At 58.8% G+C, this 15,479-nt stretch carries 12 protein-coding genes; 3 read left to right on the forward strand and 9 right to left on the reverse strand.

The window, feature by feature from the left end; translation table 11 throughout:
- Positions 1 to 5: 5 nt before the first annotated feature.
- The 3 genes from M5R41_05230 to M5R41_05240 are packed head-to-tail and all read left to right on the forward strand — an operon-like array spanning position 6 to position 4,573.
- Positions 6 to 1,022, forward strand: coding sequence for a hypothetical protein (locus tag M5R41_05230; GenBank protein MCZ7555788.1), 1,017 nt, complete (start codon positions 6 to 8; stop codon positions 1,020 to 1,022).
- Between the two features lie 8 nt (positions 1,023 to 1,030).
- Complete coding sequence (locus M5R41_05235) at positions 1,031 to 1,504, forward strand: hypothetical protein (protein MCZ7555789.1); 474 nt, start codon at positions 1,031 to 1,033, stop codon at positions 1,502 to 1,504.
- A 9-nt stretch (positions 1,505 to 1,513) separates the two neighbouring features.
- On the forward strand, positions 1,514 to 4,573 hold the full coding sequence (locus M5R41_05240; GenBank protein ID MCZ7555790.1) for a LamG domain-containing protein: 3,060 nt from the start codon (positions 1,514 to 1,516) through the stop codon (positions 4,571 to 4,573).
- Positions 4,574 to 4,630: 57 nt separating this feature from the next.
- On the opposite strand, the gene M5R41_05245 is transcribed toward M5R41_05240, so the two are convergent.
- The 9 genes from M5R41_05245 to M5R41_05285 form a co-directional block, all read right to left on the reverse strand.
- On the reverse strand, positions 4,631 to 4,978 hold the full coding sequence (locus tag M5R41_05245) for a hypothetical protein (protein ID MCZ7555791.1): 348 nt from the start codon (positions 4,976 to 4,978) through the stop codon (positions 4,631 to 4,633).
- 1,070 nt (positions 4,979 to 6,048) lie between these two features.
- Positions 6,049 to 6,465 carry a hypothetical protein gene (locus M5R41_05250; protein ID MCZ7555792.1) on the reverse strand — a complete coding sequence of 139 codons (417 nt, stop codon included), beginning with the start codon at positions 6,463 to 6,465 and terminating at the stop codon, positions 6,049 to 6,051.
- A 217-nt stretch (positions 6,466 to 6,682) separates the two neighbouring features.
- Entirely contained in the window at positions 6,683 to 7,735 is a 1,053-nt protein-coding gene (locus M5R41_05255) for an ATP-binding protein (GenBank protein ID MCZ7555793.1), read from the reverse strand.
- Entirely contained in the window at positions 7,735 to 8,412 is a 678-nt protein-coding gene (locus M5R41_05260) for a response regulator transcription factor (protein MCZ7555794.1), read from the reverse strand. The genes M5R41_05255 and M5R41_05260 overlap by 1 nt, the downstream gene beginning before the upstream one ends.
- A 392-nt stretch (positions 8,413 to 8,804) precedes the next feature.
- Entirely contained in the window at positions 8,805 to 10,100 is a 1,296-nt protein-coding gene (locus M5R41_05265; protein MCZ7555795.1) for a response regulator, read from the reverse strand.
- 33 nt (positions 10,101 to 10,133) lie between these two features.
- Positions 10,134 to 11,216, reverse strand: a complete 1,083-nt coding sequence (locus M5R41_05270; GenBank protein MCZ7555796.1) for a CheB methylesterase domain-containing protein — start codon at positions 11,214 to 11,216, stop codon at positions 10,134 to 10,136.
- Positions 11,217 to 11,220: 4 nt separating this feature from the next.
- Entirely contained in the window at positions 11,221 to 12,960 is a 1,740-nt protein-coding gene (locus M5R41_05275) for a response regulator (GenBank protein MCZ7555797.1), read from the reverse strand.
- A 128-nt stretch (positions 12,961 to 13,088) separates the two neighbouring features.
- Complete coding sequence (locus M5R41_05280; protein MCZ7555798.1) at positions 13,089 to 13,625, reverse strand: Hpt domain-containing protein; 537 nt, start codon at positions 13,623 to 13,625, stop codon at positions 13,089 to 13,091.
- A 28-nt stretch (positions 13,626 to 13,653) separates the two neighbouring features.
- The gene (locus tag M5R41_05285; GenBank protein MCZ7555799.1) at positions 13,654 to 15,450 is read right to left on the reverse strand and encodes a methyl-accepting chemotaxis protein; all 1,797 of its coding nucleotides are present in this window, start codon (positions 15,448 to 15,450) and stop codon (positions 13,654 to 13,656) included.
- Between the last annotated feature and the right edge of the window lie 29 nt (positions 15,451 to 15,479).

A 15,479-nucleotide genomic window follows, 5' to 3' on the forward strand; every position in this document is an offset into this window, starting at 1 on the left:
AGAGCATGAACCTGCATCAAGCCCTGACAGATTTGCTTTCCGCGCAGTCCTCGCGTCAAGCGATGCATGAGATCGTGCGGACAGCTGTGGAGCATGCGCGCGGGTACATTCGCTGGCTGGTATGGAATCGCGGGTACACGATCACCCCGCTCGGTATGTCTATGGACGATCTCGCGTATGATCTCATCGCCGAGCTCGTTTCGGATATTGACGGTCCGGAGTTGCGGCGCCTTCAGACCGCGATACACGACGTGATGCAGCGCGATCCGGGCGTGAGCCTGGAAGCGGCGTTCAAGGTCATCTGCTACCGTACGGTGCAAATTCATCTCGCCCGCCTGTTCATCGAAATCCATCCTGTGCGTGCGCGCCTGCTCCGGTCGCTGCGGCGTTTTGTAAAGGCGCAGAGCGGTCTGCAGCGCATCGAAAGTGTGAATGGTTTCTGGTACACGCGGGAGGACAGCGACGCGAAACTGGAACTGCCGCCGGCGCAACCTGATATGCTCGCGCAATTCGCCGCCACGGTGGGCGGACACCCGCATCCCGTGCACGCGGTGCTGCTGCAGTTGCTCGACGGACTCGCCGCCTATCCGGAATTGCGGCAGGCGGTGTTCGAGGACGACGTGCTCGACATCACATTGCGCATCATTCAGAGTGATCAGGTGGCGGCCACGCCCGAGACGGATAGTACGGACGGAGCCGAGCAGATAGACACGGATGCGGTGCTGCAATCCGTGCTCGGTGTGCTCGACGAGTTGCGGACCTGGGTGTACGACTCCTATGTGCGGCGGAACAAACTCCGCGAAGCCGAAGCGGATGTGATGCTTGCCGCTGTGCACGCCTACGTCAACGATCTCGCCGCAGGTCAGGATCACGGACACCTGTACTATCTTCAGCAGCGCATTCCGGGTTTGACACAGGAGGCGTACCGCGAGCGGTATCGAAACACCTACGAGTACATTGTGCGGCGTGTTTTCACCGCGGCACGACAAAGGCTTCAATGTATTCTTGAAGTGAAAGACTGACGGCCATTATGCCGAATCATCATCATATCGACGGAAGCGCGCATCTTGGCACCGCCCGGTTGCTGGATCTGGCGAACGCGAACGGCACGCATCCGCATCTGGACAACTGCGCGTTTTGCCGCGAACAGTACGAGGCGCTCATCGCCATCGCACGTTTCGTCGCTCCGGATGTCGACAGCGCGGTGGCGGATGGCGGCACGGGGTATCGCCTTGCAGCGCACAGCGAGACGGAGACGCAAGCCGAACTGCTGCTGCGGCAGACCTGGTACCTCGACGGCGGCAATGTGCTGCTGCGCGTTTTCGAGGAGCGCGCGCACGACCGCCTCGTGGCGTACGTCATCTGCGATCCGCAGCGCCTTCCCCTGCTCTCTTTCCGCTTCAGCGGCGTCGACGGTGTTTTTCATCCGGCACACGACGGCAGCTTCGTCATCGGCGGCAGCGACATTGACATCGAACCGATGACGGTTTCCATCGACATGTGAGGATCCTCTGTGAACGCGGACGATGCGCTCTCGTCGATGAGCACTCCCCTCGAGCTCGACCTCACAGCCCGCCATGCGACACGCCAGCTTCGCAGGACCACTTCCCCGCTGCGCCGCTTTGCTATACTGACCGATTTTTTCGCACAGACCGAACATCTTCCCGCAATCTGGACAGCGTCCTACTATCGAGCCCTGTACCCGGCACTCAGCGCCTGCGTTCGGCACGCGTATGTGCGCTGGGGCGCTCCGGCGCGCTGGTTGCGCACGCTCCGTATACTGGAACGTGTGCGCGAGAGTACGTGGGCCCGCGAAACGCCGGCTTTCGATGAGACGATAGAGACGGTACGGGAAAAATGCTGCGCCGCATTGGCATGCGTGGGCGCCGGGCGTGAGATGCATACACTGGTGCGGGAGTACGATTCCTCGCTCGCGGATGTGAGCGACGCGCTCCCGGCCCGGATGCTCAATGCCGTGACACTCGGTCAGAATCCTGTCGCGGTATTCATCTCAGAGTGTTATCCGATCGGGGACGCACCGCCCTTCCTCGTGGACGCGCAGGCATCGCTGGAAAGCGCCCTTGCGGATGCGGTCATGCCGGGTGTGCTGCTGGTGGATACCGGTGAGCCGGGGACACAGATCACCGGCGTCGTCCTGCATCCGGAAATCAGTATCACCCCGTCCGCGCAATGGCGGGCACAGTTCGGAAATCAGCTCGCGGAAGACGAGGGGAGCGCGCATCGCCAGCTGCGCACGGCACTCGAGGCGGCGCGCAGCACTGTGGAGAAACATTTCGCGACGGAGTTGCCGCCAAGGCGCGCTTCCGTGCACTTTCCCGATCAGCATGCCGCATATTCCGGGCAGTCTATGGGTCTGGCGGTCGCGCTCGCGCTCACGGAAAAGCTGCAGCAGCGCTTCAACCGGAAACAGCTCTGGGCGATGCAAACAGGGATCTGCTGCACTGGTGGCGTACACGAAGACGGGCGCGTGCTGCCCGTCGCGGAGGAATCGCTGAAGGCGAAGGTGGAGGCCGCGCTGTTTTCTCCGTGCGTGGCCCTGGTGCTGCACAGCGCTCTGCTGGAACGTGCGCAGGAACATCTCCAGACATTGCGCGTCTCCTGGCCCGGTGCGCGTCTCGCATTGTACGGGGTGACCTCGCTGGACGATTGCGTTTCTTTGCCCGGCATTGTGCGCGTTATTGAACGTAATCCCTACGACAGACTGCTGACCTTCGCGAAGCGCAAATCCACCGAGCTGTTGCTCGCGGGCATTATTCTGTTGCTGCTCACCGTGGGATATTTCTGGTGGAAAGCTCAGTACGGCTATCCGGACCTGGAATACAGCAGCGGAGCGCAAATAGGACAAAATGCTCTGGTGCATAATCCCCGCCGCGCCTCAGACTGGCAGTTCAGAGATTTCGAGGAAGTGCGCGCAGCGATTCTCGACTTCGGGGATCTCGAGATCGGCGCTGATGCCACCCGCAATCTTTGGCTCTGGAACATGACGCCATCGACACTCGACGTGGCATTGGGTATCGAAGGTGAACAGGCGGACCAATGGTACATCAGTTGGAATGGCGGCGGGCAGCAGATTCCCGCTACCGACTCTCTCCGCGTGATGATCAAATTCGCGCCGACGCGCAACGCCACCGGTAGCCGGGCGCGTTTTACGGTGCGCGACGCGCATAGCGGCGAGTTGCTGAGCTCCATCGCATTGCACGGAGCCGCGGGGCCGCCACTGCCCGGCGGCTACGCACTTCGCTTCGACGGCGTGGATGATATGCTGCATTTCGGAGAAGACGCTATCGCTTTCGCGCGTGATGAGGGCACGCTCGAATTCTGGTTTCGCCTGGATTCGATCAGCGGTTGTGTGCTCTCCAACAATCGGAACCTGCCGTACGGGCCCGCCTCGCAAAATATGACCATCGAAATACGCGACACGACTATCAGCTATCATATCGGCAATCACAGAGGTGACGTGCGTCTCGGCGGCAAGTTCCTGAACTCCACCGGCATCTGGCACCATCTGGCTGTGGCCTTTTCGCGCAAAGACCGAGGTATTCAAATTGTGCTCGATGGAGAACTGATCAAGGATGTTTCGGAAGAATTCATCATCGAAGCCGTAACAAAACCGTACGTCACCTTCGGCGCGTACTACAACGGCGAAAGTCTGCAAAATCCCTTTCGCGGCGCTTTGGATGAAATCCGCATGTGGGACCGGGCTCTGTCCGCCGACACAATACGCGCGCGTATGCACAGCAAGCTAAGCGCGCTGACACCCGGTCTCCTAGGGTACTGGGACTTCGATGTGATCGCGGAGGTGTCCGCATTCAACGGGAACGAACGAACGCAGGACGGCCAATTGCTGCACCGGCCCGCGCATATTCGCTCCGCCGTCCCACTGACGCCGGCTCCTGGTGCTGATGTCCGTCTTATCCGGAAGACGAAAGGCGCGACGGCCCTGGAACTGCAGCCGTTCCGCTGGCTTCAGTGCGGCACGGATCCGGTTGAGGGATCGCCGGAGCGGAGCTACGCCATACGGTATTTCCGTCGGCCGGGGAGCAGACGCGCCGTTTTTTCGGTGATGAATCAGGATGCGTATGTCGCGGTGAGGGATTCGTTCGCGATGGTAGTGGGGTTTGAGCATGTCACGCTGCCCGTACGGCAGGGATGGAATTCCGTGATCGCCACTGTTGACAGAGAGCGCATCGAGGTGCTGGTTAACGGCAGCGTCGCCATGACGGGCACAGCAGACCTGCTCAAGCGCGGGCCGGGGTACCGCTATGAAGGTCTGCAAGTCGGGATTTTCCACGACAAGTACAATACCTTTGGTCCCAAATATTACGATAACACCCGTCCCGCATTACTGCGTACGCTCGCTGTGGCTGATTTTTGTGTCTGGAAAAAGCGCCTGACTCCCGCCGAGCTCGCAGTGTACACGCAGGGCGGTATCCCGCGTGACCGTCTCGCCGCGCACTGGCTACTCGATACGCTGCCGGACAACAACGGGAACCTGCACGATAGCGTGGGCGGCCATCTGCTGCATCTCTGGCGCTATCTCCCGTGGATGTAACGACGCTGCTGGCTGCGACTTGCTGCTGCGGGGTGCGTGCGGTGGCGCTGCTGCTTGCTATGCCGGCGTTTGTGCGTCCCCTGCCTCTCCATCGTCAACGTCCGATACTTCCGCGGCGTCGGCGTCGTGTACGGACCGGCTCACGGTGATGCTTCGGATCGCTGCAGCGCCGTCCGCCTCGATGAGATAGTAGTACATGCCTTCCGGGTAAGCGGCGACCTCCAGGACAACGGTATGTCTCCCCTTCGGATATGCACCGAGCTTTCGCTCGGTCATGATCGTTCCGAGATTGTTGTAGAGTTTCAATGAAACGTTCGCGGATTTCCGCAGTTCATACGCAACGGTGGCTGTATCCGATGCCGGTTCGGGCGAGTGGCGATAGACGATGAGCGTATTGTTCAGCATGCGTTCTTCTCCGCGCGATAGATTCCACACCTCTGTTATCACAGGTATTGCGGCCATAGGCGCGGAATGGAGAAATCGGACGCGCAGGGTCGTAAAGCTGTGGTTACGGCGAGTGTGAGTAAACGCAGATCCTCGACGGCTGGGTGCGGAAGTCCCCCAACTACCGTTCGAGGTTACAGGTAGTGTCGCCCTTCGGGCTCTTCACCCTTCACCCTTCACCCTTTACCTCCCCGTGTCGCCCTTCGGGCTCTTCACCCTTTACCCTTCACCCTTTACCTCCCCGTGTCGCCCTTCGGGCTGATGGCGGATGTGCTGTGCGCGTGGCCCCCGGGCTGACGCCCGGGGTTAGAGGAAGTGTCGCCCTTCGGGCTCTTCACCCTTCACCCTTCACCCTTTACCTCCCCCGTGTCGCCCTTCGGGCTCTTCACCCTTCACCCTTCACCCTTTACCTCCCCCGTGTCGCCCTTCGGGCTCTTCACCCTTCACCCTTTACCTCCCCCGTGTCGCCCTTCGGGCCCTTCACCCTTCACCCTTCACCCTTTACCTCCCCCGTGTCGCCCTTCGGGCTCTTCACCCTTCACCCTTCACCCTTTACCTCCCCGTGTCGCCCTTCGGGCTCTTCACCCTTCACCCTTCACCCTTTACCTCCCCGTGTCGCCCTTCGGGCTCTTCACCCTTTACCCTTCACCCTTTACCTCCCCCGTGTCGCCCTTCGGGCTCTTCACCCTTCACTCTTCACCCTTTACCTCCCCGTGTCGCCCTTCGGGCTCTTCACCCTTTACCCTTCACGCTTTACCTCCCCCGTGTCGCCCTTCGGGCTCTTCACCCTTCACCCTTCACCCTTTACCTCCCCCGTGTCGCCCTTCGGGCTCTTCGCCCTTTACCCTTCACCCTTTACCTCCAGCTGTCGCCCTGCGCACTCAAAATCGTTTAACGTTTCACGTTTAACGTTTAACTCTTCCAATTACGTCTAACTCTCCCAAAAGAAAGCGCCGCCATCCCGAAGGACAGCGGCGCCGAACCGAATGCAAGAGGAGGGAGAAAAATCGCTTGGCAGGCGGTTATTCGGCTTACCAGCCGGCGTAGGTCACTGTGACGCGGTCTTCGTCCGTGGTCTGGGTCATGTCCACGAGAACGACGACCGTTTTCGCCGCATCGTTGGCTGATGTACCCGTAATTTCGAAGGTGTCACCCGTGGACTGGGTAATGGTATAGGCACCGTTGACGTTCTCGCCGGCGCCGCTGCCGTTGTCGCTCATACCGCAATCGGTGATTTCGATACCGTCAAACGCATTGTTGCCGCCACCGAGCATGGTCGGTTTGCGATAGAAGCCCTGGGCAGCCGACGCGATGCGGAGGCAGTCCTGCGTGATGGCGTCTTTGTTGGCCTGTTCGGCGTTGGAACCGAAAATGTTGATACCGACCACCACCGCGATACCGACGATGATGACACCGAGAACGATGAGAAGCAGCTGTTGAGTACCCATGGTAAAACTCCTGTTGGTTGGTGAAGAAGAGAGAGTGTTAAAAGACCTTGATAATGCTCAGTGATTTCTCAATGAATTCTACACTCCAATTTAGGAGGCCTACCTTACGGGAAGCTTAATCCATCATTACAAGAGTGAAAGGAAACGGCGATGCAGGGGAGGGAGCGGGCGGGGAGCGGGAAGAGGGGGCGGATTCGTATTTACTGATATGCGGGTTTTATTCTCCACTGTTACGCAACGGGAAGCGGATGGTGAACGTACTGCCCTTCCCCAGCTCGCTGTCCACGGTAATGGTGCCGCCGTGATTGCGCACGATCCATTGCACGAGATACAATCCCAATCCCGTTCCCTTGGGACCGTGCCGCTCGGTGTCGTTGACGCGGTAAAAGCGTTCGAACAGACGCGGAATCGCCTCGGGGGGGATTCCGATGCCTGTATCCTGAATATGCACCGCCACCATGTCGTCCTCCCGCTCCATGGAGATGGAAATGGTGCCGTGCTTGCGATTGTATTTCACCGCGTTGTCCACGAGGTTGAGCAGGACGCGGCGGATGCGCAACGGTTCGGCATCTATCCACGCGTCCGCCACGGGACCAAGCGCGACGTCGATACCGGCCTGCTCGGCGAAGAGCGACGCCTCGTCGGCGATCTCCTCCACGAGCTCGCGCAAATCCACCGCTTGCAGCTCGATGGGTCGCTCGCCGATTTCCGTTTTGGCGATGAGGAGAAGGTCATCCAGAATGCGCGAGAGGCGCAGAATTTCCTCCAGCAGACTGCCGAGCAGCCGCTGGTATTCCTCGGGTGATTTGGTGTTCCGGAGCGCCAGTTCAATTTCCCCGCGCATGATGGTGAGGGGCGTGCGGAGTTCATGCGACGCATTGGCGGAAAAATTCTGAATCTGCTCGTATGCGGTCTGCATGTTGCTGATGGTGCTGCGCACCGTGTGCATGCGCTCCCGAAAATCCTCACCTTCGGGAAGCAGCGTCTCACTCTGCCCCGGGGATCCGGTCGCACCCCCCCCCCGCCTCGGGTACAGCTCCTGGGAGATAATCCAGCCGATGGCGTAAGCGAAGAACAGCCCTGCCGGAATGAACAGTATCCCGTAGCCGGCGAACATGTTTTTGTACCGTTCGAGCACGACGGGATCAAACAGATTCACCGAGTACACGTGCCTGGTGAAAACGGTGATGATAATCAGCAAAATGAGCGTGAAGGCGCCGAAAATCGTGGAGCCATACAGCAGAACCGCGCGCTGTCTGGCGGACAGCATTATTCCGCCTCGTCCTTGAGAATATAGCCGACGCCGCGTATGGTGTGAATGAGCTTGACCTCGAAATCATCGTCCACCTTCTTGCGCAAACGCGTCATGTACACGTCGAGGACATTGGTTCCTGTGTCGAAGGTGATTTCCCAAATATGTTCGATGATGGCCGAGCGGGTGAGCACGCAATTTTTGTTGCGGAGCAGATATTCGAGAAGTTTGAATTCCTTCACCGTAAGATCCAGCGTGGTGCCGCCGCGCTTGACGATGTGCTGGATCTGATCCAGTTCGAGGTTGTCCGCGCTCAGCGTATTGCTGGGTTTCTCCATGTGCGCGCGACGCAGGAGCGAGCGTACGCGGGCGATGCACTCGGCAAGTGCGAACGGCTTCGTCAGATAATCGTCGGCGCCGATGTTCAGGACCTCGACCTTGCTCTCGAGTTGTCCTTTGGCGGTGAGAACGAGCACTGGTGTGCCCTTCTCCTTGCGGAGTTCCTTGAGTACCTCCACGCCATTCTTGCGCGGAAGCATCAGGTCGAGAATGATGCAGTCGTAGGCTTCGGTGAGAGCCATGAACAGCCCGTCTTCCCCGTCCATGGCGGTGTCAACGGAAAACAGCTCCTCCTCGAATCCCTTCTTGAGGAACTGCGAAACCTTTGCTTCGTCTTCGACAATGAGGATCCGCATCACCACCCTTAAATGTGTCACATTGCTGTCAAGTATAACGGAAATCAAGGCAAAATGCAACCGGCGCAAGGACATGCAGCGCTACATTTCATGTTGTGCTTCAATGAAAACAGACTACTCTGCTCAAGAATCCGCGTGGTGACAGTGGTGTCGCGTGCGTCCGGTCGTCAGCGCCCTTCGGCGATGGTCGAGCAGCCCTTCGGCTACGCTCAGGGACCGCCGAAAGCACACTGTAGGACCGCGAAACTTCGCTCTTTGATGAAGCCGCTTCTAGAATCGTGCTACCGGTGCATCCCTGTGTTGGTCAGACGGAGCGACATCACACGCCTGCCTGAATCGGGCCAGGTAACCTGTTGTCATTCATGCCATGGAACGGAGTGTTGTATCCGAGGTCAGATACGCGTCACGTCTCCCTGATGCAGCGGTATGCTGAAACGAAATGTCGAGCCCTTCCCCACCGCGCTGTCAAGCGTGATACTCCCGCGATGCTTGTCTATGATGCTTTTCGCGATCGCCAGGCCAAGGCCCGTGCTTTTTTCGTTTCCTGTCGGACGAACGCTTGTCGTGCTGAACGGCTTGAACAACTTTTCGAACTCCCCTTCGGGAATGCCGGGACCATGATCGCGAACAGTACACCACAACACTTCACTGTCGCTGCCGACACTGATTTCCACGACCGAACCCTTGAAGGAAAATTTTATAGCATTGTCGATCAGATTCGTCATGACCTGCTCGATACGCGCGGCATCAAACACGAAGGCCGGAATGTCGGCGGATGCGCTGACGGTAAGCTCGATACCCTTTTTGCGGGCGGCGAACCCCTGCGCCTCGACGACGCGCTCGAGCACGGGCGAGAACTCGGCCGCCTCCATCTGCATCTCGAAATTCCCGGTCTCGATTTTGTGCACGTCCAGCAAATCGTTGATCATCTGCACCATGAAGGAACTGCTGGACTGAATCGCGGACACGACGGTTCGGTGCGCGGCAGGCAACTCATCCTTTTTGTCCTTGAGCAGATAATCGCTATACCCTTCGATCAGGTACAGCGGATTGCGCAAATCATGCGCGGCCATGCCGAGCAGCATATTCTTCTGGTCGTTGAGCAGCAGAAGCTTGCGGTTGCTGTTTTCCAGCTCCTCCTGCGCCGCGCGCAGCCGCCTGTTCGCGATTTCCAGTTCCTTGTTCTTCTCGACCGCGTTCTCGTATGTGGAGAGCAACAGATCAATGATCTGAATACGCTCGGACGTGAGATAGTGCTTTTTGTTCGCGAAGTAAATTTCAATGCCCATCCCGGTGCGCATGCGCGAGCGCACATCGAGGTTGATAAGGATATACTTGATCCTCGACAGCAGCATTTCTTCGCTGTAGGGCTTGTTGAGAAAGTTATCCGCGCCGCTCTCCAACCCGCGTATGATGTCCTGCGGATCCGAAAGGGTCGTCAACAGAATGACCGGAATATCCTGCAGCGTCTCGTCGCCCTTGATGGTGCTGCAAAACTCGTAGCCGTCCATTTCCGGCATGAGCACATCCGAAATAATCAGCGTGGGGCGCTGCTCGGCAACCGCCGCCAATCCTTCCTTGCCATTGGTGGCAAGACGGACGGAATAGTCCTGTTTCTCCAGCGTGTATTTCAGTTTCAACGCCTGGGTCGGACTGTCTTCCACCACCAGGATGTCAATGGTATTCACGTAGGGTCCTTCTTCGGAACGAGTGTGAAAGGGTCAATGGTTTTTATAGGGTGCGGCTCTGTAGCCGCTCAGCGTAAGCAACGCGGGTGCGATTTGCTGCACCGGAAGTATATGCCGCGCTGCGCCCAGCTTTATCGCCTCGCCGGGAATGCCGTGGATGAGTGAGCTTTCTTTGTCCTGAACGAGCGTCGTCGCGCCGTGTTCATACAACGCCCGCATCTCGTGCGCACCGTCGTTGCCCATGCCGGAGAGCAACACCGCAAGCGTGCTGCTGCCGAACGCGTCCAGCGCACTCGTGAACAACAAGCCGATGGATGGTCGGAAGCCGTTCACCGCCGCATCGTCCCGCAATACAATACGATTATCGCGTGAAACTGTCAAATGTCTGTCGTCAGGCGCAATGTACAGGGTTTCAGGGCGCAGCGGCACGTATTGCTCCGCCACGAGCACGTTGATGGACGACTGCTGCCGCAACCAGCGCGCAAATCCCTGCACATAGCCCGGAGCGAGATGCTGCACGACAAGAATGGGCAGCGGAAAATCGGCCGGAAGATGCAGCACAATTTCCTGCAGCGCCTTCGTTCCTCCGGCGGAAGCTCCGACCACGACGATGTGCGGCTCGGGGGTCTGCCTGGGATGCATTCCTGATTGCGGTTCGGCCGCAATGGCGGATTGCGTCGGGGCGAGGCGTGACAACGATTCGTATTTCTGTGCGTCCCAGCGTCTGATCACCTTGACTTCGCTGAGCAGCAGGAGCTGCCGTATGGCCTGCTCCTGTCCGCGCGCATCATCGCCCGGGAAATGCAGCACACCGATAACACCGCTGCCGGTGCTGTCGATTTTTCCGTTGAGCCGCAGCACGTTTGCCGCTGCTGTCAACACCACGACGGGGATGACGTGTTCACTCATGATCTCTGCCGCCTTCCCGATGGCGGCATCCTCGTCGTCTGTCGCATCAACGACTATGAGATCCACTTGCGTGTGATTCAACACGCCGACGACGTCGGCCGCGAATCCGAAGGCGAGCACGGTTTCGAGCAGGCCCGGTCTGCGAAGGCGCCGTTGCAACTGCGCCGCAAGCGATTCATCGCGCGCTATGACGCATACCTGAATCATACGCTCAAATCAACCGTCCTATCACCTCAAGCAGATTGCTCTGATCGAATCCGCTTTTGATGATGTATGCGTTCGCGCCTACATCGAATCCGCGCTCGCGATCTTCCCGCGACTCCAGACCCGTCACCAGCACCACGGGTACTTCGTGCAGCTTCTCGTCTTTCCGTATGGACTGCGTCAGCTCGAAGCCGTTCATGCGCGGCATTTCGACGTCGGAAACCACAAGATCGTAGGCAGCTTCCCGCAAATGCGTCAACGCGTCGATGCCGTCCACCGCGGTCTTGACCTGATAGCCCGACGACACGAGAATGTCGTGGAGGAGGACACGCGAAGTGATGGAATCGTCGACGACGAGCAGGCGGCGTTTCTCATCCGTCCGTGCAGCGGCACTTTTCTGCAACGGACGTTCGCCTGATCTGGTCGCGTCGAGCAGGTCGGGTATGTGCAGCACGGGGACGAGTTCTCCGGTGCCGAGCAGCGTCGCACCGGAGACCGCACGCACACGCGCGATGGGTTCGGGCAGCGGCTTGACGACGACGTCCTGCTCCCACAGCACCTCCTCGACCTGTACCGAAAAGGTCGTATCGTTGCAGGAAAGCACAAGCAGTGAATCGCGCGCCGCCGCAGACTGCGCGGCTGCCGGCATGCCCAGTAATTCTTCCAGCCGGTACACGGGTATCGTCGCACCCTCAAAGTCAAATACCGTTCGTCCGTCCAACACGGAAAAATCTTCACGGGCAAGCGACACACCGCGTACGATGTACTGCAGCGGCACGACGTACATGCGCCCCGAGGTGCGGACGATCACACCCTGGGCATTGGAAAGGGAAACCGGAAGCAGCAGTCTGAACGTCGTCCCCCGCCCTGCCTTCGTGCTCACTACCACCTCACCACCGAGCGCTGACACATTTTCGCGCACCACGGACAATCCGACACCGCGTCCGGAGAGTTCGGTCACGGACTTCGCGGTGGACAAGCCGCTGTGGAATACAAGATCCAGAATGCGTTCATCCGTCCAGGTATCGAGCACATCGCTGCCCGCGACACCCTCCGCTTTCGCTTTGGCCCGCACTGCGGCAATGTCTATGCCCGCTCCGTCGTCCGCCAGTGCCAGTTCTATGCGATTGTCGCCGGCGCTGATGATGTCCAGTCGCAATGAACCCGTGACGGACTTGCCGGCGGTTTCGCGCCGGGCTGCGTCCTCTATGCCGTGGTCGATGCTGTTTCGCAGAAGATGCAGAAGGGGATCCTTGAGTTCCTCCAGAATACGCTTATCAATGCGCACGTCATCGCCGGAGACGCGGAATTCCACTTTCTTTCCGAGGTCACGGGCGAGCTTATTGACCATGGAGGGAAGCGCATCGGTGATCATCGAGAAAGGCAAGAGTAACAGCTGGCGCGTCTGCTCCAATAACGCATCGGTCATGGCATCCATGATGTACACGCCACCCTGGGCGTTCTCGATGTTCTTGCTCACAGTCGCTTCAATCGCGTCAATCTGCCGTGATGTCCAGGCGACGAAGTCGCGAAGTTCATCCGCTGTGAACGCCGCTGCTGTCTCCTGCTTTTCATTCGCGATCATCCGATCCGAGAGGCGCCCTTGCACCCGGTGATATTCCCCCATCCACTCCCGGCACTGATCGATGACGAGACGGAGTTCCCCTGTCGTCCGGCCGAGCATGAACTTCACCGTGCTGAGTTCCTCCGCCTGACGGTACAGCGCGTCCAGTTCCGTCACGGACACACGGACGCTGTCCTTGAGTGTTTTCTGCGCGAAGGGAGGTGCCGCCGGGGCGGTGCCGGCCGCTTCCGGAGAAGCGACAGTGTGCGAGTTGCGCGTATCGCGCGGGGTATCGGGCTTGTGCGCCCCGTTCAGACGCGCGGGGGCGGGAGAGCGGGGGGGGCGGTGTCTGTCACGATTCCAGGCGGGAGGTCGAAGGATTGCTCACGCACGGGGATGTCGGGAGCGGACGACGGCGCCTCCGCTACCACCGGGCTGTTCCCCGAATTCGCATGTTCGACAGCGAGTTTGAGCGCGTCCAGAAGCGGGTGCAGCACGGAGCTGCTCACGGCACCTTCGGTATTCGTTTCAATCATCATACCGAGCACATCGCAGACGTCGGACAGCAGCGCGAAGGGCGCCGACTGCACATTCCGCACATCCTTCTTCCATTTGGCAAACAGGCTTTCCATCTGTTGACACACACTCTCGATGTCGTTCCTGTTGACGGCGCGTGCCGCCCCCTTGAGGCTGTGCGCTTCTCTGAAGATCAGTTCCACCACGTCTGTGGGATCACGGTCGCCCGCTTGCTCCAGGTCGGCCAGACCGCGACGAATGGCCGTGAAGTGTTCTTCCGCCTCCACGGCAAAGGCCTCGGTGAGCCGTTTGAGAAATTCCTCTTCGTTCATCAGCATCCCGGAAAAATTGGCGTGCCTGTCACAGTTTATAGCGCTCGACGAAGCGCTGCAGTCTCGTTCCAAGCTCCTTGAGATTTTGCGCGGTCAGTTCCACCTGATGGATGGATTCGACGTTTTGCTCGCTGCCGTTCTTGATGTGTTGAATCGCCGTGGTAACCTGATCCAGGCCCAGCACCTGCTCTTTGGATGAGGCGGCGATCTGTAACAGGGACTCGGCGGCATCGGTGATACCGTTCATCACCGTCTGTATCGCTTTTCCGGATACGGCGGAGAGCTGTGCCCCGTCCTCGGCGAGTTTCGTACCGCGTTCGGCCACCATCACGGCGGAAGCGGTCGCCTTTTGCGTATCGACAAGGATGGAACGCACCTTCGCGGTGGCCTGCTTTGATTGCTCGGCATGATTCCGGATTTCACGCGCCACAACGGTGAAGCCTTTGCCATAGTCGCCCGCTTTTGCCGCTTCAATGGCGGCATTGACGGCGAGGATATTGGACTGCTCGGCGAGATCGTTCACCGAAGTCACGATATCGCTGATGGCCTGGCCCTGCTCACTGAGTTTGATGATGCTTTCGGCTATGCCGCGCATCTGCTCACGTATGCTCTCCATGCTGTTGATGCTCTGTCCGATGGCCTCCACCCCGTCTCGGGAGACACGGAGAGTTTCCTGTGTGTCATCGGAGATGATACGCGCCTTCTGATTACTCATCTGCGAGGACTGCTTGACCTCCTGCAAGGTGCTGGCGGTTTCGTTGACGGCGGAAGCGGTGGCGCGCGCACTGGCCGCGATCTGCACCATCGTGGAGGACAGTTCTGCGGTGGCGGCGGCGAGAACGTTGATCCCTTCCAGCATTTCACCGATTTGTGAACGAAGGCGATCAACCATGGTGGAAAGCGCCTTCCCCAAAACGTCTTTCTCGGACAACGGTGTGATGTGCACGGTCAGGTCGCCATCGGCGATCCGCGCCGCCACCTGAGCCTCGTGATCCGAATTCGCGCGGAGCTTTTCGAGCGTCTTGAGCAAATCGCCAATCTCGTCTTCACGATCCGTCTGAATCGGAATGGTCGTATCGCCCTGACCCAACCGTTCGGCGATCATGGTCGCTTCGATGAGGGGCCGCGCGATAAGCCGCGAGATGTAGGTCGCGAAGAAGGAGACGAACAGAATACCGATGGAAAACGCAAGCACTCTCGCTATGGTCGTCGTGGTTTCAATGCTTTCAATGCGTCCTTGCGCAGCTTCGAGGAGATTCGATACTTCGAACGCAAACACATCGGTCATGCTCCAGAACGTGGTTTCATTCTCATCGAGACGGCCTTTCAGCGCGATAAATGCGCCGCGATCTCCGCGTTCGATGGCGGTAATAGCCTGTGCCGCGAGTTCAACAAAATCCTCATGTATGCGCGTGATCTTGACGAACTGTTTGCGGACGCTGCCGGCGGCGGTCATGATATCCGGATCGTCGCTCTGCTCCTCCACGGTCTGCAGATAGGTCTGCAACCGCAGTAGTTCGGCTTGTACTTTTCGCTGCAGCTGCAGATACTGCTCGCGAAGCTCAATAAAGCTGCCTCCGGCAAGGTCGGGAGATGAATACGACCGTATCTGTTCGAATACCAGACGTTCGCGAAACAACGTATTCTCGACATCCCCCCCAGCCGCCTGCAGCGGCATGTGCACTTTCATCAGCGTTTCGTACTCCGATATCGCACGAGCGGACTGATAGTTCTCCACACCCGCGAGAGCAAGAAGAATGACGATGATCACGCCGAAACCGGTGAACAGCTTATTTTTCGTTCTGATATTGGCGAACCATTTCATGCGTGCTTCCTTTGCTCTTGTATGATCAT

The organism is Bacteroidia bacterium (genome assembly GCA_027493955.1).
Taxonomy (GTDB): Bacteria; Bacteroidota; Ignavibacteria; order SZUA-365; family SZUA-365; genus JAOSJT01.